General features: G+C 64.7%; 18 protein-coding genes. 3 read left to right on the top strand and 15 right to left on the bottom strand.

Going from position 1 to position 25229, the window contains the following annotated elements:
• Positions 1-11: 11 nt before the first annotated feature.
• From NLY33_RS28525 to tagH, 5 genes are all read right to left on the bottom strand, one after another.
• The gene (locus tag NLY33_RS28525) at positions 12-2465 is read right to left on the bottom strand and encodes a serine/threonine-protein kinase (RefSeq protein ID WP_023708136.1); all 2454 of its coding nucleotides are present in this window, start codon (positions 2463-2465) and stop codon (positions 12-14) included.
• Positions 2462-3220 carry a PP2C family protein-serine/threonine phosphatase gene (locus tag NLY33_RS28520; RefSeq protein ID WP_023692196.1) on the bottom strand — a complete coding sequence of 253 codons (759 nt, stop codon included), beginning with the start codon at positions 3218-3220 and terminating at the stop codon, positions 2462-2464. The genes NLY33_RS28525 and NLY33_RS28520 overlap by 4 nt, the downstream gene beginning before the upstream one ends.
• Before the next feature lie 157 nt (positions 3221-3377).
• On the bottom strand, positions 3378-6899 hold the full coding sequence (gene tssM / locus NLY33_RS28515) for a type VI secretion system membrane subunit TssM (RefSeq protein WP_023704803.1): 3522 nt from the start codon (positions 6897-6899) through the stop codon (positions 3378-3380).
• Positions 6896-8419 (bottom strand): type VI secretion system protein TssL, long form, encoded by a 1524-nt coding sequence (gene tssL / locus NLY33_RS28510; protein ID WP_023704804.1) that lies wholly within the window; start codon positions 8417-8419, stop codon positions 6896-6898. The genes tssM (NLY33_RS28515) and tssL overlap by 4 nt, the downstream gene beginning before the upstream one ends.
• 250 nt (positions 8420-8669) lie before the next feature.
• A complete protein-coding gene (gene tagH / locus NLY33_RS28505) occupies positions 8670-9692 on the bottom strand; it encodes a type VI secretion system-associated FHA domain protein TagH (protein ID WP_023704805.1) in 1023 nt (340 codons plus the stop codon).
• A gap of 271 nt (positions 9693-9963) precedes the next feature.
• Here tagH and NLY33_RS28500 point away from each other — a divergent pair, with 271 nt between their 5' ends.
• The 3 genes from NLY33_RS28500 to NLY33_RS28490 are packed head-to-tail and all read left to right on the top strand — an operon-like array spanning position 9964 to position 13904.
• Positions 9964-12297: a type VI secretion system Vgr family protein gene (locus NLY33_RS28500; RefSeq protein WP_023704806.1), complete on the top strand. Its 2334-nt coding sequence runs from the start codon at positions 9964-9966 to the stop codon at positions 12295-12297.
• Between the two features lie 7 nt (positions 12298-12304).
• A complete protein-coding gene (locus NLY33_RS28495; protein ID WP_023682625.1) occupies positions 12305-12730 on the top strand; it encodes a DUF6484 domain-containing protein in 426 nt (141 codons plus the stop codon).
• 10 nt (positions 12731-12740) lie between these two features.
• On the top strand, positions 12741-13904 hold the full coding sequence (locus tag NLY33_RS28490; RefSeq protein WP_023704807.1) for a hypothetical protein: 1164 nt from the start codon (positions 12741-12743) through the stop codon (positions 13902-13904).
• A gap of 33 nt (positions 13905-13937) precedes the next feature.
• Here NLY33_RS28490 and NLY33_RS28485 read toward each other — a convergent pair whose 3' ends face one another.
• The 10 genes from NLY33_RS28485 to tssJ all read right to left on the bottom strand — a co-directional run bounded on the left by NLY33_RS28485 (position 13938) and on the right by tssJ (position 25228).
• Positions 13938-14984, bottom strand: coding sequence for a hypothetical protein (locus tag NLY33_RS28485; protein ID WP_023682623.1), 1047 nt, complete (start codon positions 14982-14984; stop codon positions 13938-13940).
• Positions 14972-16063, bottom strand: coding sequence for a DUF2169 family type VI secretion system accessory protein (locus tag NLY33_RS28480; protein ID WP_023682622.1), 1092 nt, complete (start codon positions 16061-16063; stop codon positions 14972-14974). Before NLY33_RS28480 ends, NLY33_RS28485 begins: the two co-directional genes overlap by 13 nt.
• Before the next feature lie 3 nt (positions 16064-16066).
• Entirely contained in the window at positions 16067-16546 is a 480-nt protein-coding gene (locus NLY33_RS28475; protein WP_023682621.1) for a hypothetical protein, read from the bottom strand.
• A gap of 18 nt (positions 16547-16564) precedes the next feature.
• Positions 16565-17014, bottom strand: coding sequence for a hypothetical protein (locus tag NLY33_RS28470; RefSeq protein ID WP_023682620.1), 450 nt, complete (start codon positions 17012-17014; stop codon positions 16565-16567).
• A complete protein-coding gene (locus NLY33_RS28465; protein WP_286439435.1) occupies positions 17011-17856 on the bottom strand; it encodes a DUF4150 domain-containing protein in 846 nt (281 codons plus the stop codon). The genes NLY33_RS28470 and NLY33_RS28465 overlap by 4 nt, the downstream gene beginning before the upstream one ends.
• Before the next feature lie 32 nt (positions 17857-17888).
• Complete coding sequence (gene tagF, locus NLY33_RS28460; RefSeq protein ID WP_023704809.1) at positions 17889-18425, bottom strand: type VI secretion system-associated protein TagF; 537 nt, start codon at positions 18423-18425, stop codon at positions 17889-17891.
• Complete coding sequence (tssM, locus tag NLY33_RS28455; protein ID WP_023704810.1) at positions 18407-21946, bottom strand: type VI secretion system membrane subunit TssM; 3540 nt, start codon at positions 21944-21946, stop codon at positions 18407-18409. The genes tagF and tssM (NLY33_RS28455) overlap by 19 nt, the downstream gene beginning before the upstream one ends.
• A gap of 1 nt (position 21947) precedes the next feature.
• Positions 21948-23276 (bottom strand): type IVB secretion system protein IcmH/DotU, encoded by a 1329-nt coding sequence (gene icmH / locus NLY33_RS28450; protein WP_023738409.1) that lies wholly within the window; start codon positions 23274-23276, stop codon positions 21948-21950.
• A gap of 4 nt (positions 23277-23280) precedes the next feature.
• Positions 23281-24615 carry a type VI secretion system baseplate subunit TssK gene (gene tssK, locus NLY33_RS28445; RefSeq protein ID WP_023749739.1) on the bottom strand — a complete coding sequence of 445 codons (1335 nt, stop codon included), beginning with the start codon at positions 24613-24615 and terminating at the stop codon, positions 23281-23283.
• 160 nt (positions 24616-24775) lie between these two features.
• The gene (tssJ, locus tag NLY33_RS28440) at positions 24776-25228 is read right to left on the bottom strand and encodes a type VI secretion system lipoprotein TssJ (RefSeq protein WP_023704813.1); all 453 of its coding nucleotides are present in this window, start codon (positions 25226-25228) and stop codon (positions 24776-24778) included.
• Between the last annotated feature and the right edge of the window lies 1 nt (position 25229).

Raw genomic sequence — 25229 nt, 5'->3', positions numbered from 1 at the left:
CGGCGTCGGTGCTAGCCGCCGAGGCGGAAATATTTGGCGGTCGCCGAAAATGCCGAACTCCTGGCGCCGATCTCGTCGAGTATCCTGGGCAACAGCACCGAGGCCGGCGTCGGCGTTGTGAAGTCCGCCGCCTTAATGTCCTGCGGCCCGGTGATCACCATGATGATCTGCGGCAACGCCTTGCCTGCCGCCTTGTCGGCGGCGCCGAGCCCGATCGGGATCGAGAAGGTCGCCTTGTCGGCTTGTACGACAACATGATCGTCGAGGTTGAAGGCGATGCCCCTGTGGTCGATCAGGAACACGCTCGACACCAGCCCGCCATGCGTCATCAGCGTGCCGTCGATCGGCGAGCCGTCCGGCACCGATGTCTGGTCGAGGACAAGCTGCGGCCTGTCGGCCGTGCTCGCGCCCATGAAACGCAGGAAGCCGGTGATCCCGCATTGCGGGGGCTGGATAAGGCGGACGCTGATATCCGGCTCGACATGGAACTTCGCCTGGAATTCCCCAAGCAACTGTTCGAAGGGTGGCACCGACGTGCCGAAGCCCTCGATCGCGACGCCCTTGTCGGCGGCCGACGTCACCGTCGCAAAAAAACAATCACCACCATTGAAGGCGCGTACCCAGGTGACCCGCTCCGCGGCCGCATCGGCCGGTGGCGGCACCTCCGGCTTGGGCACGTTCATGGCAATGTCGGGCTCTGCGGACTTGTCGGCCTGCTCGCCGCTGGCGATGTTGGGCCGGCTTGGGTTGGGCTCTGCGGTCGTTTCAGGCGCCTGCGTGTCCGGCTTGGGGGCCAGCGTGTCCGGCTTGGGCGCCTGCGTGTCCGGCTTGGGCGCCTGCGCGGTCGGTTCAGGCGCCTGCGCCTTGGGCTCGGGCGGTTGAGCGGTGGGTTGCGGCGCCGGTGCTGTGGGCGTGGGTGCCTCGGCCGTTGGTTCAGGTGTTTGCGTGGCCGGCGCTGTCGCCTTGGGCTCTACCGGCGGACTGACAGGCTCGGGGTTCTTCGCGGCATCGGACTGTGACGGGCCGGATGGCGGTTGCAGCGCGACGGTCTTGTCGATTGGTGCGGCCGGCAGCGGGGCCGTAGCGCTCGACGCGACTGGTGGCGTCGGCTGCGGCTCGACCGGCGCTTTGGCCTGATCTTCAGCCGCAGTCTCCGCTGGTTGCAGCTTTGGCACCGTCTTCTCGACCGGCGCAGTGTCCGGAACGGGCTTGTCAGCGACGATCGGCTTTGTCAGTTCGGGTTGGAGCGGCTTGCCGGTGTCGGTGACGCGAGGCCGGTCTCCGAATCCCACGATACCCGATGCATAGAGCCCTCCAAGCGATACCACGGCCACCGCCGACAGCACCGCGATCGTCAGATTTCTGCCTGTAGTAGCACGCTTCGGCGGTGTGCTTGCTCGTCTGGGAGTTTCAGCAGCCGGTTTCGGCTGCGACAGGTGCGCCGGGCGCACGTGCGGCACGAAAGACGGCTCCGCCGTGCCGCTTGGCGGGGCCGAACCGAAGCCTTGGGCCGGCGAGTCCCCGACCTTCGAGACAGGCCCTGCGGTCTGCCCGGTTCGCGGCAGACCGGGCCGGGGCGCGAGCGATGCCGGCGGCAAGGTTGCGTCGCTGTCGTCGCGCGTCAACCGGGCGATTTCGGCCATGCTGGCCGGTCGATCATCCGGGTCAGGCTGCAGCATCGCTTCGACAATGTCCCTGAAATCGGCATCGATGCCGGAGAGATCAGGGACGGTCCGCCGTTTTTCGACGATCTCGTATTGCGAGCCGCCCATATCGATCGGCTTGCCGCGCAGCGCCGCCGCCAGCACCAGCCCCAGGCTGTAGATGTCGGACTGTTCGCTGACCTCGCCGCCATAGAGCCCGAGCTGCTCGGGGGAGACGTAATTGTATTTTCCGGCAAACTTGCCGCCGATCAGCGTCTCGCCACCGACCGCGGCCGATCGCGCAATGCCGAAATCGATGATCTTTGCCCGCTCGACCCGGCCGCCCGGCAGGATGATGTTGTCGGGCGACAGATCGCGGTGGATGGCGCCGGCCTGGTGCACGGCGCTCAGGCCCGAGGCCAGCCGGTGGCACAGTTTGCGCACATCCGGAGTCGCCATCGCCCCGCCGCGCATGACGTCGTACAGCGACTGGCCGTCGACGAATTCCATCGCCAGATAGGGCCGCCCGATGCCGGGATCTATGGTGAAGACGTGGTAGCGCACGACCGCGTCATGCGACAGATGGTTGAGGATCGAGGCTTCCTTGCGAAACAGCGACAGGATCGTCTGATCGCGGGCGAATTCCGGCAGCACGATCTTGATCGCGACATGATCGCCGGTCTGGATGTTGTGGCCGCGATAGACTTCGCCCATGCCGCCCGACGCGATGCGTTCGTCGAGCTCGTAGATGCCGCTGAGCTGCGTGCCGACGCTGGTATCCGCCATGTTGGGCAATAGCCGGGTCTTGTCGTCGGAGCTCATCGGTCACGGCCTTCTGCTCGGGACAGGCCATTGCCTTTGTCTCTGATCTTGACCAGAACGATGGTGACGTTGTCCGTGCCGCCGCGCTCAAGCACCATGGAAAGCAGCTTTTCGCAGGCAGCCTGCGGCGCTGCCGAGAGCACTGCAGCCGCAATCTCCGCGTCACTGACATGCGCCGTCAGGCCGTCCGTGCTGAGGATGAAAATGTCGCCGGCAAGGGTCTCTCCCTGCTGGAAGTCGATGGCGATTTCGTCGTTGACGCCGATGGCGCGGGTGATGACGTTGCGGCGCGGCCAGTTCTCCGCTTCGGCCGCGCTGATCGCGCCGCTGTCGAGCAGTTCCTGGACCTCGGTGTGGTCGCGCGAAATCTGCGAGATCGCGGCGTTGCGCACGAGATAGACGCGGCTGTCGCCCGACCACAGGCAGGCGAACCTGCCGTCCATGGCCAGCAGTGCGGCAACGGTGGAGCCGATGGTCACGCCGCGTGAGCGCGAAATCCGGCGGATCTCGGCATGCGCCCGGTTCAGCCGATCCTCAAAGCGGGCGCGCAGATCCGGCGCCGAACTGGCGATGCCGATCGTCGCCAGATGCTCGACAATGCTTGCCGAAGCGACTTCTCCGGCCTCGTGCCCGCCCATGCCGTCGGCCACCACCCAGAGGCCGATCCGCGGCTCGACCAGAAAGCTGTCCTCATTGTGGTCGCGCACGCAGCCCTTGTGGCTCACGCCGTAGCTCTCAAAGGCGGCATCGTTCACTTGCCTACGCTCCGCAACGCCTTGGCTGACGTGCCTGGCCAGTCTGCCACAGCCCCATTCATTAGAGTATCGAAATCTAAGCCGCTGATGACGGACGGTGTGGTGCCGCCGCTGTCTCTGCGTCCTGCAATCGCTGGTCCTGCCATGCAATTCCCCATCAGAAAGCCTTCGGACAGCTGAACGCGGAGAGCGCCGGCAGCGTGAACGGATTACCGTCCTCCCCGGTCTTGATCGTGTAGGCGACATCGCGCCCGCCGATGAGGAAATGCGCTTCGAGACTGTCGCCATTGGCGGTGACCTGCCCCTTGTCCAGCAATCGTTTCAACGCCCAGGGACCGTCGAACTTGATTGCGGACTCGCGGCCGGGCAGCTCCGGCGTCAGGCTGAGACTGGCCGAACCGGTCTTGCCCGGCCACGGAATCAGGCCCGGCGTGTTGCCGGCTTGGGTGGCCTGCAGCACCTGGCCGTCGATATTGAGCAGCGCCATGTCGGCATCGCCATGCAGCGACAGCGGCGTGAAGGTGATGTTGATCGACGGCACCGGCCCGCCGAGCGGAAAGAAAGCCGCGCGGATTTGTGCCGCGAGCTGAAAGTTCTTCAGCGTCGATTTCGCCAGATTGCGGCCGAACCTGGTGTCCTGTTTCCAGTCCCAGTCCTGGCCGCTCATGTCGACCAGCGACGCCAGGTTCTGCGCGAAAAACCGGTCGAGAACCCCGCCCGGAGAAAACAACCTGGCAAAATCCGCCATGGCGACATCGTCGGTACCGGCGGGGGCGAATGGAAAGCGCCCGGCAATCATCTCTTCGCACGGACGGCCGACGGTCTCCTCCAGCATCTCGTTGAGATGCGTGGTCGATGTTTCGGCGACGGTGCCCTCGAAATCGTCCGCCGCCGCGCTCACCATCCTGGCCAGCGCCTTCGGCAGCCGCGAGGCGTTGGCGCGTAGAGTCGATATCTGCAGCTGCAGATTGGCGTTGGCCTGGTCCGTCTGGGCGGGGACATCGGCGGCCAGCCGCACGCTCTGATAGATTTCGCGGAAATTCTGGGTCAGGGCGTCGAGCGGCCGCTGCCCCGGCGCCCCGGCCACCAAAGCCTGGAAAGACCGGAACTGGGCTTCGATGTTGGCGCCGGGATCCTGGTTCTGCGTACTGACAAAGGCGGTCCCGGCCCTGCTCTGCGATTTGCGCGCTGCAAGCTCGATGCCGATGCGGGCGAGGCCCTTGGCGCGTGCCGCGATTTCCTGGCCGCTGTCTTGAGACGGCGCAGCCGGATTGCGCTCTTGCGTCAAAGCTGTTTCGCGCGCGATCGCCTCGAACAGCTGCATCAGCGGCGAACTCGGTGATCCCGCTGCGGACAGCGCCAGATATTGCGGTTTGTCGGCGGCCATTGCCTTGAACTTCAACCTGTCGAGCACCTCGTTCCACGCCGCCGCAAAGCCCTTGCCATAGCGATCGAGCAGCTCCGGGCCGAGCTTGAGCAATTCCTGGTCGAAACCGCCTTGCTCGCCGCTCGAGCCGATCACCCATTGATCGTCGACCAGCGCCTGCGCGCTCCTGGCAAGTTGCGCCAGATAGAAGTCGAAGCCGGCATGGGTGTAGAGACCGGGGACGCGAAGGCCGGCGAGATCGTTTCCGTCATTGCGCTCGAACAGCATCGGCGCCTCCGCGCCGGCTTGCGATGACACCGAAAAATCGTCCAGCGCCGCCGCATAGGTGGCCGACTGGATGAGCGCGGTGGCGCGATCGGCAAGGCTCATGCGGCCGAGCGAGCGCTGGGCGGATTCGACCAGCGCGCGGTTGAGTTCGAACGAGGGATCCTGGTCATCGTCGAGCGCCAGCATGGCGCGCAAATGCTTCTCCAGTTGCGCCCGGCCGTCGCGATTGTGGGCGCCGGGATAGCGGTTCTGTTCCCAGTCCCGCTTCAGCCAGGTGACGACCAGCTCGTCATCCACTTTCGGCGCCTTGCCGCCCAGCATCAGGTAAATCTTCAACGGCTCGTACAGCGCCATCGGATCGGCCATCCTGGCCTCGATCGTGCGTTCGAGCTGGAACAGCAGGCGCGAGCGGAACATCCGCTCCAGCCCCTGCCGATAGGCGGTCTCGGAGGCCGAAAGGATACGCTCACGCTGGCTGAGGCCGAACGTCGCCGTGGCCGGGGTGGGCTGGTCTCTCGTATCGTAGCCGGCCGGCAGGCCGCGCAGCGCATCGAGCGCGCCGATGACGGTTTCGAGGTCGGCATCCAACACCGTCGTGCTGGCCAGCAGCGGCGCGGCTGTCGCGCGGTATTGGCCTGCCGCCTGGCCGGTCGCGGCGACCAGCGATTTGTTGGTCGTAAAGCTCAGGCCGAGAACGCCAAGCGCGGCGATCGCTATGGCCGCGATCGCTGTCAGGCCGGCGTAGCGGGCGATCGCAACGCGCCTGTCGGCCGCCCTGTCATAGGACACCCAGCCGGACTCGGCGAAAATGACGCGGCTCAACAGATCGTGCAGGAAGAAGCTTTTGCCGGTGCCGGAAAGATGCGCCTGGGCATTCCTGCCGAAACTGCGGCCTATGCTGCCCAGCAACTGGTCGATCGGCGTGCCTTCCTGCGTGCCGGAAGAAAAATACAGGCCGCGCAGGGGGGCGTTCAGCTGCTTGCGCGTCGGCTCGAAAACGCCCTCGAGGAAATTCACGATCCGGCCTTTCAGCGCACCGAGCTGCGCGGCGAAGCCGAAAATGGCGATGCGCGCGACCGGATCGGTCTCCGACTGCAGCCGCTCGCTCATCTCTTCGGTCAGGCGCTTCACCAGCGCGTCGAATTCGGCTGGCGCTTCTGCGACCATGTTCAGGCCGCGCTCGGCGGTCTGGAAGGTCGCGCCCCACACCTTGCGCCGGCGTGCTTCGTCGAAACCGCCGAAATATTCCATGAATCCGGAGACTAGGTCGGCCTTGGTGAACAGCACATAGACGGGAAAGCGGACCTTCAGGACCTCGTGGATTTCCTGCAGGCGGCTGCGGATTTCGGCGACACGGGCCGCCTGCTCGCTGTCCGCCATCAGATCGGAAAGGCTGATGGCCAGGATGACGCCATTGATCGGCTGGCGCGTCCGGTGCCGCTTGAGCAGCGACAGGAACGCCAGCCAGCTTTTGCTGTCGGTCCGTGCATGGGAATCCTGCGTCGTGTAGCGCCCGGCCGTGTCGATCAGCACCGCCTCGTCGGTGAACCACCAGTCGCAATTGCGCGTACCGCCGACACCCGCCACCGGCTGCGCCTGGCCCGACCCGGCCAGCGGAAAGTTCAGGCCGGAATTGACCAGCGCGGTGGTCTTGCCGGCGCCCGGCGGGCCGATGACGATGTACCAGGGGACGTCGTAGAGGAAGTTGCGCTTGCCGCTCGACTGCCTGAGCGTCGCGACCGCTTCGTTCATGCGAGCTTCCAGCATCTTTGCATCGCTGCCGTCATCCTCGGCGCTGGCCATGGCGGCCTCCAGCGCCTTCTGCGCCTTGCGCCTGCGCCGGAACCGGATTGCGTAGATGATCGCCACCGTTCCGACGACGATGCCGATGATCGCTGCCCGCAGCCAGATGGGATCCAACGGCCGGGCGCCGGCAAAGCGGATCAACGGGCCGGCGTACCAGACCGCGGCGGCAAAGCCGGCGAGCGCGAGCGCGCTGAAGATGCGTAGCAGCCAGCCGGTCACAGCGTCTCCTCCCGCGGGATCATTACATCGACACGGCGGTTTTTGGCGCGGCCCTCCGGCGTTGCATTGTCGGCGATGGGCTCGTCCTCGCCCTTGCCCTCGACCTTTGTCCGCGACGGATCGCTGAAATGCGCTGCGATCATCTTTTCCACCGACTGGGCACGGGCGACGGAGAGGTCGAAATTCGATTTGAAGGCGCTGGTCTTCTTCGGCTTGACGTTGTCGGTGTGGCCGACGATCCGGATTGGCCCGCGCTCCGCATCGAGAGCCGCCGCGATGCTGGCGGCCACCGGCTCGAACTCCGGCTTGACCTCGGCTCGTCCCGACTGGAACAGCAGGGCGTTACTGATTTCAACGATGATGAAATCACCCTTGGTGCCGACGCTGACGCCGCCGGCTTCGATCTCCTTGGCCAAGGCAGTGCGGATGCGATCAACCTGCGCAATCGTCGTTGGCGCTGCGACCTTCACCTCCTCGGTCAGCGGGACGAAGCCGGTGCGCTCGATGGTGACCGGCGTCGCCGGATTGAGCGCCAGCAACTCGCCGGCAACAGCCTCGCCATCATTGGTGATGAGGACCCGCAGCGTGAAAAAGGCTGCGGTCAAGCCCGCCGCGGTTGCAGCGGCTATGCCCCAGAGCGGAACCCGCCTGGAGCCTTGCGCCGATGTGACCGACAAGCCTTGCCAGCGCGGCGAGATGTCGTCGTCACCGAGGACGCGGAAATAGGCTGATGTCTCGTAGACGTCGCGGCGGACCCGTTCGAGGCTCTCGCGCGGCTGGCCGCGATACTGGCCTTCGAAGCCAAGCGACAGGCAGACATGCATCAGCTCGATGAGATTGCGATGATGTTCCGGCGTCGCCAGCACCGTGTTCAGCGCCTGGAAAAAACCGGCGCCGGTGGGTTTGACCTGGAAGAAGCGCTGCAGCATGGCGTGCTGCGCCCACGCATCCCGGCTGGAACCGGGCAGATTGGCGACGATATCGTCGGCGGTTTCGCAAAGCACATAGCTGGCGATGCGCGCATCCTCTTCCGAGGTATCGGTCCTGGCGATCTTGCGGTCGAAATCCTCGATCAGGCCGGCGACATGCTGCGCCAGCGGCTCGGCCGGTCTTTCGACAGCCATCAGCCGCAGATGCCCAAGCAGTATCAGCAAGGGCGCCGCGGCAGCGACGATCGGGTTGGCCGCGCCATAATCGACGGCATCGCTGGCGCCGAGCAGCGCATCCCATGGCGTTTTCCCCGCCGTCCCGGCTGAGCCGTGAACGGGCCGATCGGCCGGCGCGTTGGCGAAGGGCGTTCCCTGATAGATCACCGTCCCCGTGACGTCGGACGGCGGCTGGCGGCCGGCGTTGGGATCGAAAATCGTGGGTTCCGGGACGCTGGCAGGGGCGATCACCGTACTGCCGGGGGCCGGCGCATCGCGGGCGAGAACCGTCTTTTGCTTGCGGCCGGGATTGGGGCGGCTGGGGCGGATGACGGTTTTGCCGGTCGGATCGAAAGGATCATCCTTCGAGCTCATCGCCGATCCCTGCCTCTACGCCCGCGCGGCGCGACGCACAGCGCCATGTCCGCGCGAACGCGGACCGCAGGACGCTTCTCGCCGTGACATGACATGTGCCGCAGACCCCCGAGGTCGACCAACCGTACCCGCGTGCTCAATTGCCGTATGTGATCGTAGTCTCAGAAGGTTGCGATGGAAACCCGGCGCAATTTTGGTCGCCGGCCGGTGCCTAGGTCGGCCTTCACGGTGTCTTCAGCGGTGCGCGGGCTTAGCCCTTGCCGGTCTTCTGTTTGGCGGCCTTGGCATAGGCTTCACTGAAATAGGTGAGGAATATGTCCAGCATGCCGTTCTCGTGCGCTTCCTCCTTGGCCCGCCAGGTCGCGACCAGCGCGTCCCAGGCGCGCGTTTTCTTCGAGGCAAAGGAGGATGGCGGCAGTTTTTTCGCAATCGCCTCGGGCGACAGATCGTCAAGCAACCGCGACAGCGCCGCCTGCATGGCGGCGAAGGTTGCGAATTCATGCGTCTTGAGGTCGTGGAAAGCGTCTTCGATGCTGTGCCGGGCATCAAGATAGCCGGATCTACGCCGCGCGAACATGATGTCGAGGATTTCGTCGGTCCCGGGCACGAACTTCAGCGGATTGTTGTCGGCGGCGTTGATCATGGTTCGATCGCTGGTCTTGGCCAGGACTTTTGCAGCGGCGCGCGCCTTCAACAGCAACACCAGCTCGTCGACGACGATGCGCAGCACCGCGCCGATCTCGCCGGCTACCTCCTGCGGTTGGCGCAGCAAAAGCACCTCTGGCGGAATGCCGGCGCCGGCGGCAATCGCGCGCAGGATCTCGTCGGCTTGCTGCGGCCGGCTGGAGACCGAAGCGGGTGGCGCGGTCGGTGACCGTGGCGATGCGACATGGTCTGGAAAGGATCCGGCACCAGGCATCTGCCGTTGCGTCGAACCATGGCCACCGAAGGCTGGGTTCCCGTCATCGATCGACACCGAGACGATATAGCGGCCGATCCGGAGCCGGTCACCTTGCGCCAACCGATGCGGGCCGGTCAGGCGCTGGCTCGACCCGTTGACGAATGTGCCGTTGCGCGAGACGTCGTGGAGAAAAAAGGCGCCGCCTTCGTAGCGGATTTCGCAATGTCGGCCGGAGATGAACTTGTCCGGATCGGGCAAGGTCCAGGCGCAGTTCTCCCGCCCGATCTCGAAGCCGCGGTCGCGCGATGCGTAGCCGGGCGGCAGCCCGGCAGGCAGGACATCGACATTGCTGATCTGCAGACTGATGAACATGCGCTATGGACCGTCGACCGCTGCCGTTTCCATTGATCCGATGTGCCACAGTCTAGCAGCTTGCGGGCACAGCGGGAGAGCGGCGTTTCACACTGGCGAAAGCGGCGCAAACAGCAACGGCCTGCCGCTTGTCCTCTTTGGTCTGCCATAGAACATGTGGTAGGCTCAACATGGCTTGGGTGGCAAGTTGCGAAATATCCCTGAACGTGAGGTCGTTAACACAAGAAGGGCTTCGAACCTGCCACACTAGCGCTCAGGAGGGGCACGACCCATGCCGAGTGAACAACGCGCCGCGCTTGTGCAGACGCCGGTCGGCGCCGAGCTGTTGACCTTTACGCATCTCGTCGGCCGCGACGAGATCAGCCGCTGCCTTGCCTACACCGTTGGATTTGTCTCGACCAATGCCGATGTCGACCCGCTGAAGATGCTGGGCGGCGCCGTTTCGATCGAAGGCGAGGCCGACCCCAAGCGCTGGTTCAGCGGCCTCATCGCCGAGTTTCGCCTTACCCGCATCGAAGATCGGCTGGCTCACTATGAGGCGGTCGTCAGGCCGTGGCTGTGGTTCCTCGGCAATACCACCGACTGCCGCATTTTCCAGGACAAGACCGCCGTCGAGATCGTGGAGGAGATTTTCTCTAAATATGGCGGCATCGCCAAGTTCGAAAAGCGCTTGCAAGGCTCTTATCCGCCGCGCGAATATTGCGTGCAATATGACGAGAGCGACCTCGATTTCGTGCAGCGGCTGCTCGAGCACGAAGGCATAATGTACTTCTTCGAGCATGCCGAGGGCGAGCACACGCTGATCCTGGCCGACGCCATGAGCAAGCTGAAGCCAGCGCCGGGCTATGAGACGGTGCTCTATCAGTTCGAAGGGCAGGGCTCGCGCCGCGACGTCGAGTACATCACCGACTGGATTCCAGGCAGCGCGGTGCGCCCCGGCGCCTATGCCCACACCGATTATGACTTCGAAAAACCCGCCGCCGATTTGATGGCGAAGTCGGCGCAGCCCTTCGGCCACAAGCAGGCCGCGGGCGAGAACTATCGCCACCCCGGCGCGCATCTGGAAGTCGGGCGCGGCGACAGCCTGGCGGCGATCAGGCGCGAAGAAATCCAGGCGCCGCATATGCGCATTGCCGCTGTCGGCACCGTGCGCGGCCTGTTCTCCGGCTGCACCTTCAAGCTCGACGGCTTTCCGCGCGACGACCAGAACAAGGAGTATCTGGTGATCAGCGCCGAGTACCGGCTGTTCGATCCGGGCTATCGCGCCGGCGTCGACACCGATGGCGAGAATTTCAAGGTGGTGCTCGGTGTGGCGCCGACCTCAGTCGCTTATCGGCCGCCGCGCATCACGCCAAGGCCAATCATGCGCGGGCCGCAGACGGCGACCGTGGTCGGTCCGTCCGGCGAGGAGATCTTCACCGACAAATATGCCAGGGTGAAGGTGCAGTTCCACTGGGACCGCCTCGGCAAGAAGGACCAGAAGAGCTCCTGCTTCGTGCGGGTGTCGCAGACCTGGGCCGGAAGCGGCTGGGGCTTCATCCAGATCCCGCGCATCGGCCAGGAAGTGATCGTCGATTTCATCGAAGGCAATCCGGACCTGCCGATCATCACCGGCCGGGTCTACAACGCCTCGCAGATGCCGCCCTACGGACTGCCTGGCAACGCCACGCAGTCCGGCTGGAAGTCCAACTCGTCGAAGGGCGGTGGCGGCTACAACGAACTGATGTTCGAGGACAAGGCCGGCTCGGAGCTGGTCAACTTCCAGGCGCAGAAGGACCACCACCTTCTGATCAAGAATGATCGCCAGAAGCTGGTCCAGCACGACCAGTCCGACCGCATCGACCACGACGCCAAGCACTCCGTCGGCCACAACCTCGACGAGGACGTCGGCAACAACAAGACGGTCAAGGTCGGCGTCGACCAGACGACCAATATCGGGTCGAACGACACCGAGACGGTGGGCAAGAACCGCTCACTGACGGTGGGGGTCGATGAGACGATCAACATCGGCTCGAACTCGACCGAGACGATCGGCGCCAACCACACCCAGACCGTCGCGATCGTGCAGACGGTGACTGTTGGCGCGGCGCGGGTCGATTCGGTCGGAGCATCCGAGACCCGAACTGTGGGCGGTCCGCAGACGAACACGATCGGTGCGACGCGGTCGGTCACCGTAGGTGCTGCGCAGAGCCACGATATCGGCGCGGCTGATAGCTGGAACATCGCGGCGGCGCAAAGCGTCAATGTTGGCGCCGATCAGAGTTTCACCATCGGCGGGGCACAGTCGTCGCAGATCGGCAAGGGCAGGTCGGCAAAAATCGCTGCGGACGACGCAACCGATGTCGGCGGCGGGCACGCGCTCAAGGTCGGCAAAGGCAGCGGAATCCAGATAGCCGAAGACAGTGTGATCAAGGTCGGCAAGAATCTGATGATCGAGGCGGCCGACTCGATCACGCTCAAATGCGGTTCGGCCTCGATCACGATGAAAAAGGATGGCACCATTGTCGCTGATGGGAAGGATATTACCCTCAAGGGCAGCGGCAAGATCACCGTCAAGGCCGACGGCGAGGTGATCGTCAAGGGCAGCACGATCAACAACAATTGAGGGCATCATCATGGAAGTGCTGGAGCGTATCGACGGCGTCGTGATCGGCCTGCTGATCGGCTTCCAAGGCGGGGCGCCGCTGGTTGTCTTCGTCGGCAATCCGCGCGAGACCGCGATAGCGGCGCGCAGCCTGACGGAGCTGGACGTTTCGGCCGTCGGATCCGAACTGGCTTTGCTCTTCGAGGGCGGCGACCCGGCGCGGCCGCTGGTGGTCGGGCGCATCGTCGATCCTGCGCCCCGCGGCAGGAGCCTCGAAGTCGTCCGCGACGGCGAACGTGTCGTCATCAACGGCGATGAGCGCATTGAACTGCGCTGCGGCCTGGCATCGATCATTCTGGAGAAGAATGGACGCGTGACCATTCGTGGCACCCAGTTGACCAGCCAGGCCAGTGGCACCAACCGCATCCGCGGCGGGGCCGTGCATCTTAACTGAGGCATTGCCGATGCACAGCATCGCGACCATTGCGGCGATCGTGGACCAACACGCCGAGGACGCGGCGTTCCTGTGGCTTCGACGTCGTCTGGAGATCGACGGTCCAATCCTCGACGAGACCGATATCGGCCGCATCGACCAGCGTCTCGAAGCCAATCTCGAAGGGCTCATGGCAGCCGGCAAGGCCGGTTGGGAAGCTGCTCAAGCGCGCTTCGCCGACTACGCCGAACCGGGCGAGATTTTCGTGCTTGGCACTCTGGCAATGCGTTGGAGCGATGCCAAATTGGTGACCTCTGCAATCGACGCGGGCGCAAGCCTAGGTGACGCCGGCATATCGAGCCTGTCTGCCGCGATCGCGCGCACGCCGGGCGAAAACCTGCGCCCGTTCGTGGCGCAGTGGCTGGACACGCGCGACGCGCGGCTGCGCTGTCTTGGGCTATCTGCGCTCTGGCATCATCGCGTCGATCCGGGACAGCGCCTGCATGATCTGGCCAGCCATTCCAATGCGAACGTGCGTTGGCGCGCCGTCCGGCTCGCCGGCGTGCTCAGGCGGCGCGACCTGCTTCCGGAAGTCCTGGCTGGGCTTGACGGCGAGACAACGAAAGAACGTCTTGCGGCCGCCTTCGCTGCTTGCCTGCTTGGCGAGGCTCGGTCCGCGCACTCGGTGATCGACAAGATCGTGCTGACGGAGACGGACCATGCGCAGGCGGCGATCGAGTTGCGCCTGCTGACGACGCCGCCGAAGGCCGGCAAGGCCTGGCTGCAATCACGTCTCGGACAGCCTGTCTTGCGCATCGCGGCCACGGCATCGATCGGGCTGCTCGGCGACCAAGCGGTGGTGCCGTGGCTGATCGAGAAGATGCGCGAGCCGGAACTGGCATCCGCAGCGGGTGCAGCACTTCGCGATCTGTTCGAGGTGGACTTCGGCGACACCGACCTTTTCGTTGCCGATCCAGCTGTTCTTGGCGAGGGCTTTGCCCAACTCGACGACAGCTCGCTGCCGGCCGCCGATCGCGTCGAAGCATGGTGGGACGAAGGGCGCGGTGGGCGCAACCATCGTCTGTTCCGTTCGATGCGCAGGCTCAGGGTGGATGCGTTGCGCGCGGCAATCGCCACGCCCGAGGCGCCGCTGGCAGACTGGCGCAGGACACGCAAGTTCCCGGCGTGGATGTGATCGCTTTCGCCGAGGGAAGGCTTGTCCCTCCGTTCAGCGTTGGCGGAGGTCGGTAAGCGCGATCGCCGACCGGTTGCCACCCTCGGATGCAAGCTCGCAGGCTGCGACGCGGCCCGGCGCGTAACCGCTTATAAAACTGTCGGCCGCCAGCATCAGAACAAGTGCCGCACTAGCGGCTCCAATGTCGCCGACCGTCATCGCAGGGTAGGCTGTCGGGAATATCTCGCGGTGCGTGCGGTAGAAGCGCGAGCGACCGACCAGTTGTTCGAGCCCGCTGTACCGTTCCCCGTTTCCATTGCTGACAAGGAACTCGATATCGGGTTCCTTGGGTCCGGACCCGCTGAAGGCAGCAAGCAGCGAAGCCACCATCGCACGGCCTTGACTCTGGCGTTCGGAAAGAACGCTGTCGATCTCTTGAGCCAGGCCCGCCCCGCAAATCATTGCAGCCGGCCCGCTCCCCGGCGCTCGCGTCAGGCGCACGAAGACAGCGCCCTCGCCAGGGACTGCCCCTTGAGCATTGTTTTCGGATTTCAGACGATTGGCTCGCATCAAGCGCGCAATGTCGGTCCCGTTGACGAGGCTGTCCACACCACCCAGCAGCACCTGCGCGACGGTCCCGGATTCTAGCATGTCGCCGGCATAGTCGAGCAGTCCGGCGCTGGCTGCGGCACCGCCGTCAAATACCCGCGAGCCGGCATTGAAGCGCAGGCCGCATCGCTCGAAAATGGCATTCAAAAGGCGCCCCCGCTCGACCTCTTCATACGCCGGATGGTCGCGGAAACTCTCCGGCAGCGCGAGCAGAACAGCGGTCTGGTCCGGCGTTGCCTTGTTGTCGAGCATCGCCTCCTTGAGAGCGCGGGCGCCCATGCTGGCGAGCCATACCCCGTCATTGCGTCGCAGGCCCGCCTTGGCTGGAATGCGTGCCACGATCTGTGTGGTGGGAAACGGCTCTGAAAGAGGCACCTCCTGAAATGCTGACAGGTTGGCGCGAATGGCTGAGATGGTCTGGCGCGCGTTCAATCCAGCAGGCGTGACGGCGCCACCAACCGAGATGTAGAGCGGCCGCTTCACGGCTGCCACGCCGAGCGATCGCGCAGGGCCCCGTCGCCGCCGAGAAGATTGAGATAGAGTTTTCGCTTGCGGCGCGCATTGATCCAAACAGGAGAAATGTGGCCGAAGGCGATTTCCCGCAGCGCCGGCACGTTGCGCCGGATTACCACTGCCAAACGAGCCTTAAGGGTCACGCGCTTCAAGTCAGGCTCGATGAGCACGGTGTCAGGCTTGAACGCGTTTTCTTCTACACGATCGTCATAAATGAGCCGAAGCGGGGCCGTGATGCGCGGCAGGCGGAAATCCCATCTGCCCGAAGCCGTCATGCCGATCACCGTGATATCCTCGCCGTTGCCGATGCCGGCCATCTGCTGATCGGCTGGGGCGCACATATAATGCCGCGTGTCGAAGTCTTTGGGAGCGAGCGGCCATTGGGATTCGAGCCAAGCCTTGTCGTAGGTTCCGGCGAAAGCCAGGCGCGGTTGCCAGCCCCGGCCAATCGTCCCGAATCCCGCCGGCCTCAGGGATTCCCCAGGTCGGGCTTGCGCTTCGCCCGGATACATGACGTTGGGCGCCTCGGTTCTGACCGCAGGATCTGCAGACCGGGCGTTATGGTACCCCACGCCGACTGGGTTGCGCTGGTCCGTGCGCAAGTCTTCCAAAGTGCCGCCATAGGTGCGTTCATAGACGATCGGCATGGTCCGGAAAGGCGCCGGTGCGCTGTAGCCGCCGGAGTCGTAGATCCGGTCCCCGACGACCTGCAATACCTTGCGGATCGAGTTACCGACACGCAGGCCAACCTGCATCTCGCGTACCGGCCTTCCATCCGGCGCGTGCGCGACGCCATTCACGATCACCTCGGCGCCAGGCTTGACGGGCGCGATGTCCGCTTCGTAGCGGGTCGATGAAAGGGCCGGATCGCCAAAAGGCTCATCGCCAAAGATCACCGGCACCTGTTCGGCCGCTGGCTGGAATTCCTTTCCTTCATCCGTCGCCGTGAAACTTGCCGATAGCATGACAATCAGAGTTTCTTGGCCGTCAGCATTCAATTGGACGTGCGTCGCGGCGGCGAAGGGTGTCCTGTTTTCCAGCCAGACATCGAAGGCCATCGTTCAGCACCACCGGCCGTTTTCATCAAGCCCGATCGGCCAATAGGGCATGGCCGTCAGCAGTTCTACATATTCCTTGTTGCCTTCATCGACGACCCATTGCAGCAGGAACACCTCAGGCGCGAGGCGGTCGGCCGCGGGCAGCGTTTCCCCCACCGCAACGCATCGCAGCCAGTATTCCCGCACGAGCCACACCACCGCCGGATGATTCGCCGGGCCGGCCGCTGCATCATCCAGCTGGGCCGTGATCGCTTGATTGACGGTCAGGCCGCCATCGACCAGTTCGTCGAGGCCAGCTTCCCAGATCTCGGAAGCCACCTCGAACGTCTCCTGCAAGTCAGCGAGGTAGGCCTTGAACAGGGACCTATAGGCAGCAGAGGCCTCGCGGCGCGAAAGGCGGATTCCATGATCGGGACCGACAACGTCCTGGGGTGCGTTGAGAAGCCGGTTCAGGCCGAGTTCGACACTATGATCAATCCGCATTGCCATCTTCTTCTAGCCTCAGCACATTTCGAGAGATGGATCCTCGCCGATCGGGACATAGACGAAGTACTTGAAGTACTTGAATAGTTCCGTGTCGTATTCGGACATCATTTCGACCAGCAGCAGATTGGGCGGCACGGGACCGCTGGCGTCCGCTTCGTCGCCATCCTCACCCCAGTTCGATTCATCGTCCTCGTCGTCATCATCGGTCTGTCGGGCGTACCGTTCAAGGTTCAGGCCGTGAACCTTGAAGTAGTGCTTGCGGTAGATCGCCAGAATCCGTGGATGGGCCACCAGCCCGGCGGGCCAATGCAGATTGGCTATGTTCTCACCGGAGGCGTTCAGGCGCTGCTGCAGTGCGCCCCACCATTCCTCGATCGCCGGCATGACGGCGTGGAGCTCTGCGGTCCACGCATCGATTATCGCCGTATAGTCAGCGTCGAGATCGGCAAAACCCGTTGCACTCATCGCCTAGATCCCCGAGCGTTCATGAACTTCCTAATCGCCTTGTTGTCCACCTTCGACTGCCGGCCCGGCTGGCTGTTGCTGTGGCTGGAGCAATGCGGCCTGACGTAAAGCGCTTTCATCGCATCCTTGAAGCCTTGTGGGACGATCTCTATATTGCATCCACCCGCGTACCACGCTGCCTTCTGCGTCGGCTGGTGATCGGCGATCAGCGGGGCTTCCTTCCCCGAAATTTGCCGGTTGACCTTGGCCTCCAGTCGCTTGATCGCGGTCTTGTTCTTGCCGGTCGTGCGTTTCTTCAACCTGTCAAGGTTACGTTTGCATTCCCAGCATGGCCGGTTCTGAACCTTGGCTTTCTGCGGGCCTGTTGGCTGGGTGTAATGATCGTCGTAGCAATAATCGGTCGTGCATTTCTTCTTCTCTTTCACCAGAAGAGCATTGCGGAAGTTGACCAAGGCGGCGGTATCGATGGTGTTCGGGAGTGGACTTGCCGTGTTCTGCTCCATGGTGTCGCCATGGCGGCAGACACCCTTACCCTCCACCTTGACGACGAACGACCAGAGCTTGAACACTCCCTTGCCCTTGATCTTGTGCGTTATGACCCCCGCGCCGAGGCCTTGGGTGGCCGGCTCGTTGCCGGTGCTGGTCGCAACCTCCGACGAGCTTTCGAGCGCGGTCGGATTGCCTTCGATCTTGACGCTCTTACTGCCTTTGGTGAGATCGCTGGAAGACAGCATGTTGACGTATGGAACCGGAACCGGGCCTGCCGGCGGGGAAGGCGGGCTCAAGCACACATCTCCCGGCGCCACGCCCTTGCCGCCGCTTCCTTTGTGGAAGAAGCCCATGCCTTCAGCAAAGACTGTGCTGCCCATCAGAGCTATTCCGTCTCAGGGCGCGGGGCGCGCATTTTCGGCAGGGCGTTGGCCGCCAGGTCGTGAATATCCGAGAACGCGAACTCATGCACCGACCAGTCGTCGAGCCAGAAGCCAATCCGGTTCGGATCGCCATGGCTGTTGCTGGGCGCGGCAAGGTTGGCCAAGCCTTCGGCTATCCAGGACTGCGTCCTCTGCAATTCGACCGCTTCATCAACGATTGACGCAACGCCGTCGAACCATGCATCGTCAGGTGCCGGTGTAGCCCCAATCCCGATGATCGCGAACGGATAGCGGCGTCCCACGCGGTCCTCGCTCATGCGCCATGCGCCGGCACAGGGCCGGTCGCCGAAAATGCCGCTCTTGACGATGAAGCGCCAAACACGCGAATCCAATTCCCCCTCGTCTGGCCTCTCGCGCAACTCCATCGACATCCAGCGGTCCCAGCGGTCGATGAAGGTCCGCGGCAGGTTTACGGCAACGAAATCTCCGGTCGCCGGAATCTTGCCGAAGAAGCCGGTGTTCAGATCTGCGGCGGACATGAGAATTTCTTGAACATCTGGAGGTTGTAGGGATTTTCCACGCTCGCCGCCTTGAGCTTGAAATCGGCGTACATGCCTTTCGTCCCCAGCCGCAGGCTGTAGACATCGGACAGCGACGTCCCGGTGAAGCGGCCGCCGCGCAGCATCCTCAGCCACGCCCAGCTGCCGGTCTCGTTGAGCATGATTTCGGGCGAGCCGTCGATCGGCTGGAAGGCGAGCGAGATGACGCCGGTGCCGTCCTTGCCGGGCCACGTCATCGGCTGAGGTCGCGTCGCATTGTTGAAATAGACCAGGTTCTGGCCGTCGAGGTTGAGCGTCACGCGGGTGACGTTGGGCGACAGGTCGGTCGGCTCCAGCGTGAACGCCATCACCGGGCCTTGACCACCGGGAAAGAGATCGTCGCGGATGCGCCGCGCCTGCTCGAAGGCGGCGAGCGCCGATGGGTCGAGGCCGAAATCGGCACGCCATTTCCAAGGCTGCGCCGAGGTGTCCACATAGCTGATCAGATGGTCGTTGATGAAGCCGTCGATCATCCCTGCCGGTCCGAACAGGCGGGCGAAGTCGCGCACATTGACGTCGACGGCGCTGTCTGGGCTGAACGGATAGCGGTCGTTGAGCGCGGCCTGGCAGAAGGGCAGGATATCGGCGCGCCAGATGGCGTTGAGCTCGGAGGCCACGGCCTTCTGCGTCAACCCGCTGGTGTCGCCGGCAATGCCGCTCAGCCAGGTGTTGACCGGGTCGGGCAGGATCTGTGCCTGGCGGGCGACGGCGCCGGTCAGTTCGGCCAGCCCGCCCTGTTTCTTGATCGCGTCCTGCGGGTCGGGATTGGCGGTCACCGTTTGCAGCACATTGGACAGCGCCGTCAGCGCAACGACCGCGGCATCGAGCGCCGGCGGCTGGCCGTCGACCTCGGCAATCGTGCTCTTGAGCGGCTTGAAGTGTTCGGCCACCAGCGTGCCGGTCAGGTCGACTTCGCTGGCCGATCCTGCGCGCGGCAACAGCTTGGCGCCGGTCTTGACGATCTTGCCCAGTTTGCCGAGCTTGCCCAGCAGTTTCGAGCCGCCCTTCGCCGCCGCCTTGTCGTCACCGGCCGGCGCGTCGTCCGAGCGGGTGAGGTCGACCTCCTGGACCACCGCCGTCAACAGCCGCTTCAACGCGGAATCGGCACTGGAAAGGTCTTTCAGATTCTCGCTGGCAATGTTGAGGTCGCTGAGCGGCGCCAGCCGCATGTCGCGCAAAAAACTGTCCCACTGCGCGATGTAGTCGTCGTAGTAGAGCTTCAGGATATCTTCCGACAGCGCCGACACCGACGTCTCGGAATTTTCCGAGCAGCCGCCGGCAAACACGGCGCGGTCGAGTGCCGCCTGGGCGGCGACATCCTCGACCCGGTCGAGGATCGCATCGTGGAAGCCGTCATAGGTGAAGGCGCCTGATATGCCGACGCGCAGCGTCTTGTCGGAGCGTCGCGAAAACACCTTGGCGCCGTTCGGCCCGGCGAAATTGGCGGGGATCCATTCCTTCAATCCGGCCACCGCCGGATCGGCCAGCAATTGCTTGTAGGCCCGCGCCGGCAGCGAGATCGTGCAGACCGTTTTCAGCGCTTCGGCGACCAGCGCCTGGTCGGGTTTGATGTAGCTATCATCGACCGCCATGCGGCGGATCGCTGCCAGCTGGTGTTCTTCCGCATCGGCGGTCAGGAAGGGCGCGGCCGGCGCGAATTCGGGCAGGTCGTTCACCCACCAATTCTCGACGAGGTCGGAGTCCATCTGAGACAGGCCGGTCATCATGCGGTAGGTCTTGAGCGCCCCCAGCATGAAGTCCGGATCGCGGATCTGCCGCCACATGGTCGCTTCGAGCAGCGCCACCATGCGCGGCTCCAGCACGTTGCGCAGAGCGTGGTCATAGGTGTCGGTCTGCGCCCGCATCATCTCGGCCGAAGCCGATGGTCCGAGCAGGTCCTGCGCCTTGTTCGGAGGCGCAGTCCTGGCATTGACGACTTCGTCCATGGCGGTCAGGGCAACGTCCATCGCCGGCTGCAGCACCGAGGCGGGCGTCGCCGCGGTCGACGTCAGCGGCGCCTGCAGCGCTTCGAACTGGCCGGCTTGCGCGGCGATGGCGTTGCGATTGTCGTAGTAGGACCAGGTGAACAGGCCGCCGGCGAGTATGGCCGCAGCCGCGCTGGCAGCAGCGGCACCGCGCCAGATCCAGCTGCGGCGGCGCTGCGCCAGCGGATCGAAGGTGCCGAGCCCGGCCTCCTTGAAGATCACCTCGGTCAGAAGGTTCTTGAGGAAGAAGCTGCGCTTCTCGAAACGCTGCGCCGGCATCGAGCGTCGTGCCGGCAGGCCGAAGGAGGAGGCCAGCGCCGCGGTCAGCCGGTCGATCGGCGCGCCTTCCTGGGTGGCCGAGGTCAGATAGAGGCCGCGCAGCCAGGCTGCCTCCTCGTAGCGGCTCTCGCCGAACATCGCCTCGACCAGCACCTGGATCGGCTCGGACAGGCTTTGCAGCTGTGCGGGAAAGCGGAAGATCTCGGCCCGTTCGGCCAGCTTGTCCTCGTCCTCCAGCCGCGGCACCAGCCGCTTTTCCAGCTCCCTCGACAGCGTCGTGATTTCGCCCGCGATCGTCTTGGCGTCGACGCGCGCGTCGAGTGGGAAGGTCGTCCCCCACACCTGTTCGCGCGCCGCCGTCGACAGGCCGCCGAAGAAGGCCTCGAAGCCTCTGATCAGATCGGCCTTGGTCAGCATGAGATAGACCGGCAAGCGGATTTCCAGCCGCTCCTCGAGCTCGGCCAGGCGCCTGCGGATCTTGCGGCCATGCGCCTTGACGGCTTCGTCGCCCTCGGACAGCGCGTCGATCCCAAGCGCAACGATGACGCCGTTCAGCGCCCGGCGGCCACGGTGCTTCTTCAACAGGTCGAGGAAGCCCAGCCATTCCACGGCGTCGACATCGGGCTGGCTCTCCTGCTGGACATAGCGGCCGGCGGTGTCGATCATCACTGCGTTTTCGGAGAAGAACCAGTCGCAGTTGCGCGTACCGCCGATGCCCTGCAGATCGTCGGTGAGGTCGATCGGAAAGTTGAGGCCGGATTGGCGCAAGGCCGTCGTCTTGCCGGTCGCCGGGGGGCCGACGATCACATACCACGGCATCTCGCGCAGGAACTTGCGGCCGCCGAGCTTGCGGCGCTTCAACTCGACCATGACGTCCTGGAACTTGGCGCCGACCGCGGCGACGTTTTCCTCGCCCGGGCTGAGCCGCTTTTCCTCGACCGGGGCGGAAATCTCGGCGACGAACATGCGGTTGGCGCGGATCGCGCGGCGCTGCGCGACGATCAGCCAAATCAGCCAGAAGATCACCAGAAGAGCGATGATGACGATGCGCACCGTCTGCGACGCCATCGGCACATAGTCGCCGACCCGTACGATCGGGCCGAATACCCAGATGATCAGCGACAGCAGCGCCAGGCCGATCAGCGTCCACAGGAAACGCGAAGTCAGGACCGCCCAGAGGAAGCGCAGGATGAACATGTCACAGCCTCTTTTCGACCAGCACTTCGACGCGGCGGTTCAAGGCCCGGCCTTCGCGTGTGCCGTCGTCGGCCACCGGATCGGTGGCGGCCCGGCCTTCGGAGCGCACGCGCTCCTTCGGCACGCCGTTCTGAATCAGGATATCGGCAATTTCCGCGGCGCGGGCTTCCGACAGCCGCTGGTTGGTGGACAGTGGGTTGGTCTTTTGCAAGGGAACGCCGTCGGTGTGGCCGACCACCGTGATATCGCCGATCAGCTCCTGGTTCTCGAGGATCACCTTGGCGACCGAGGCGATGAGCGGATCGAAGCCGTCTGTCAGCTGCGCCCGCGACGACTGGAAGAGTTCGGGATTGGAGGCCTGGATGACCAGCCGCGCCAGCGACACGCTCTCCGTGCCGCTCAGCGCCCTCTTGAGCTCATCCGGCGCGGCCGCCTGGAATTCCGGCAGCAGCGCGAAATCCACGGCCACCGGCGGCGGCGCGTCGACCTTCGGCGAAGCGCGGGTGACATCCGTACGCGTCGGCGGCGGCAAGGCGCGAACCAGCGCCGAAAGCTCGACCGCCTGGCTGCTCAGGCTCATCGACAGGCCGATATGGATGGCTGTCGCCATCACCGCCGCTGCCGCAACCATCACCCAGATCGGCACGATGAAGCGCTGCGGTTCGTCGGAGGCGATCACGCCCTTCCAGTTCGGCGACAGCGGCGCGCCTTCGGCGTCGCTGTCGCGCAGGAAACGCGCCGCCGCCACGCGCACGGCATTGAGCGAGCGATCACCGGAGCGGCCGGGCACGCGGTATTTGCCGCGGAAGCCGAGCGCCATGCAGTGATACTGCAGCTCCAGCATTTCGCGGTCGCGATTGGGATGGCGCTCCAGGTCTTCGAGACGGGCGAAGAACTGCGCGCCGGCATCGACGTCGCCGCGCAGCATCACCACCAGCGGCTGGCGCGGCCATGCGCTGGCGCCGCCCCAGGGCGTGTTCAGCGCCAGATCGTCGAGCAGGGCCGCTACCAGCCAGGCGGCCTGGTCGGCTCGCTCCAGCGACGAGCCTTGCGCCATTGTGGCGTCGCGGCAGCGCACGAGCTCATCGAGCAGCCTCGTGCGCAGCGCTTCCGGATTCTCCGGCGGCTGCGCGTTTTCCAGTTCGGGTGCAAATTCGAGCAAAGGCGAGAAGGCATTGACGAGCACGTTCGGATGCGCCCGCCCGGAGCGCTTCGCGGTGACGCCGCCCGACGCCGGCAGGGGCATGGCGCGGGGTGTTGGCGCTCCGCTCAGGCGGATGCGCGTCCGCTCCCGATCCTCGGACAGTCCGAATGGATCGTCCCTGCTCATCATCTCACCTGTTGACCGAGTAGCAGTCGACCTGCGGTTCGCTGGGCAGCACGCCCGAAACGCCGATCACAAAACCGGGCGCTTCGAGCAGCGAGGCCCAGTGCTCGCTTTTCTGGTCGAGTTCGAGGCACAGCCGGTCGCCGTCATAGGGAATTTCGCGCGGCTGTGAATGCAGGGGCTTCAACGGAATGCCGGGCAGGCGTGATTTCCACAGCCCTTCGAATTCGCTGGCCGAGCCGACGGTCGCCTGGTTGACGAAAATCTTGCGCAAGGCATCCTCCGACAGTTCGGAGCCGATCCGCACCACGATGCGGCTCGCCACCAGAAGTTTCGGGTTGTCGATGCGGATCTTCCACACATTGGTGGCATGGCGCATGACCGGCAGGGCGCGCGATTTCGGCTCGATGTAGCGCAGGCTGAGGATCAGCGAGCGCAGCGCGTCGGCCAGCGCCGAATAGGCCGGGCCTGGCGCCATGTGGTCGTAAGCAGGCAGTTCGCCGAGCCGTCTTGCGCTCGAGCCATAGGTCGCCATCGAGCCGGCGAGACCGGCCAGCTCCATATAGACCTCGGCTGGATGGAAGACATCCTGCGCCAGCATGTGGGCCAGCCGCGGCCGCGCGGCGTTGACCAAATTGAGGATCAGAAGATCCTCGACGCTGCGCCCGGGGCCGCCCAGCACCATCTTGCCATGCGCCTCGGCGATCTGGTCAAGGCCGGTGACCACTTCCTGCAGCAGGCGGCTGTACCAGGACGCCGCGCCGATGACCAAGGTCGGCGGCAGGAAGGTGTCGTCCAAGGCAACGCCGCCATCGGCGCGCACGCCCTTGAGTTCGGCCACCGGCAGCGCGGTGTAGCCGCCGACGGCCGTGCCCGGCGCCAGCAACAGCGCCTGCGGCCGTGCGATCTCGATTTCCTCAGGATCGGAGCCGCCATGCACGGCGTCGCGCACCGAGACGATCCGGCCGCGATAGCGTGCGCCGGACGGCTCGGCGTGAGCGGGGTCGAAGCCGACGCCGCCGGGCGGTTCGAGCGGCAGCGCGATCAGCACCGGTCCCGCGCCCATTTCCGGCGTCACCGCCAGCGGCCGCGGCGCATCCATCGTCTCGGGGATGGCGAATGGCGTCCCGTCGGGAAAGATGCCACGCGCCGAGAGCACCGAGATCTGGCCGGCATCGAGCTGTGCCTGACCGAGCGTCAGCGTTCGGAAGCCGAACGTATGCAGGTGCCCGGCCTGCAAGACGCCGCGCACCGTCGCTTCGAAGAAGCGGTCCTGTTGCTGGAAATGCTGGGTGCGGAGGAACAGCCCCTCCGACCACAGCACCCTGTTTGCATCGCTCATGCCGACACTCTCTGCTTCCTGCTCATCGCCTCGCGCGGCTTTGCGGATTTCGCCGCCCAATGCATGTCGCTCAAAAGTGGTCACGGTTTTGAGAGAACGACATGCATAAAAACAAAGACCTAAAGCGCGTCGCCTGGATCGCGTTCAAACGCGACGCGCTTTAGGCGGAAATGCCGCCGCTGCCGAGCTTCACATTGACGGTGAACTTCGATCCCGGCGAAACCGATTTGGTCGTACGCCAGTTGCGCCCGCCGGGTTCCCTGATCAGCGCGACGAAGCCGAGTGCTGCCACTTCCGGCTCGACCGTGATGGTCTTCGATGCGGTCTTGCCGGGTCCGACGGAAATCGTGTCGGAGCCGATGAGATCGCCGCCAAGTGCGGAGCCGGCACCGCCCTGCAGGGCGAAATAGTCGGCCGAATTGAAGGCGCCGGTGCTTTTCAGCCGCAAGATCATCACCGTCACCGGCCTGTCGCCGCCGCCCGGTCCCGGGTTCATTCCGGCGCCGCCGGCAAGATTCACTGTGATGACGGATGGTTTGGGCGGGCCGCTCTGACAAGCCGTCAGCAGTCCCGTCGCCCCGATGGCAAGGATAAATTGGCGTCTGTCGATCATG

It is taken from the genome of Mesorhizobium sp. C432A (genome assembly GCF_030323145.1).
In the GTDB taxonomy this organism is placed as follows: domain Bacteria; phylum Pseudomonadota; class Alphaproteobacteria; order Rhizobiales; family Rhizobiaceae; genus Mesorhizobium.
Note: the sequence above shows the minus strand (reverse complement) of the source record. Positions and strands in the feature narration are given on the sequence as shown.

What these genes read in the sequence shown, in the direction of transcription:
- NLY33_RS28525 (WP_023708136.1), bottom strand. Translation starts at nt 2,465, where the DNA reads ATGAGCTCCGACGACAAGACCCGGCTATTGCCCAACATGGCGGATACC.
- tssL (WP_023704804.1), bottom strand. Translation starts at nt 8,419, where the DNA reads ATGAGCTCGAAGGATGATCCTTTCGATCCGACCGGCAAAACCGTCATC.
- tagH (WP_023704805.1), bottom strand. Translation starts at nt 9,692, where the DNA reads ATGTTCATCAGTCTGCAGATCAGCAATGTCGATGTCCTGCCTGCCGGG.
- NLY33_RS28500 (WP_023704806.1), top strand. Translation starts at nt 9,964, where the DNA reads ATGCCGAGTGAACAACGCGCCGCGCTTGTGCAGACGCCGGTCGGCGCC.
- NLY33_RS28490 (WP_023704807.1), top strand. Translation starts at nt 12,741, where the DNA reads ATGCACAGCATCGCGACCATTGCGGCGATCGTGGACCAACACGCCGAG.
- NLY33_RS28480 (WP_023682622.1), bottom strand. Translation starts at nt 16,063, where the DNA reads ATGGCCTTCGATGTCTGGCTGGAAAACAGGACACCCTTCGCCGCCGCG.
- NLY33_RS28475 (WP_023682621.1), bottom strand. Translation starts at nt 16,546, where the DNA reads ATGCGGATTGATCATAGTGTCGAACTCGGCCTGAACCGGCTTCTCAAC.
- NLY33_RS28470 (WP_023682620.1), bottom strand. Translation starts at nt 17,014, where the DNA reads ATGAGTGCAACGGGTTTTGCCGATCTCGACGCTGACTATACGGCGATA.
- NLY33_RS28465 (WP_286439435.1), bottom strand. Translation starts at nt 17,856, where the DNA reads ATGGGCTTCTTCCACAAAGGAAGCGGCGGCAAGGGCGTGGCGCCGGGA.
- tagF (WP_023704809.1), bottom strand. Translation starts at nt 18,425, where the DNA reads ATGTCCGCCGCAGATCTGAACACCGGCTTCTTCGGCAAGATTCCGGCG.
- tssM (WP_023704810.1), bottom strand. Translation starts at nt 21,946, where the DNA reads ATGTTCATCCTGCGCTTCCTCTGGGCGGTCCTGACTTCGCGTTTCCTG.
- icmH (WP_023738409.1), bottom strand. Translation starts at nt 23,276, where the DNA reads ATGAGCAGGGACGATCCATTCGGACTGTCCGAGGATCGGGAGCGGACG.
- tssK (WP_023749739.1), bottom strand. Translation starts at nt 24,615, where the DNA reads ATGAGCGATGCAAACAGGGTGCTGTGGTCGGAGGGGCTGTTCCTCCGC.
- tssJ (WP_023704813.1), bottom strand. Translation starts at nt 25,228, where the DNA reads ATGATCGACAGACGCCAATTTATCCTTGCCATCGGGGCGACGGGACTG.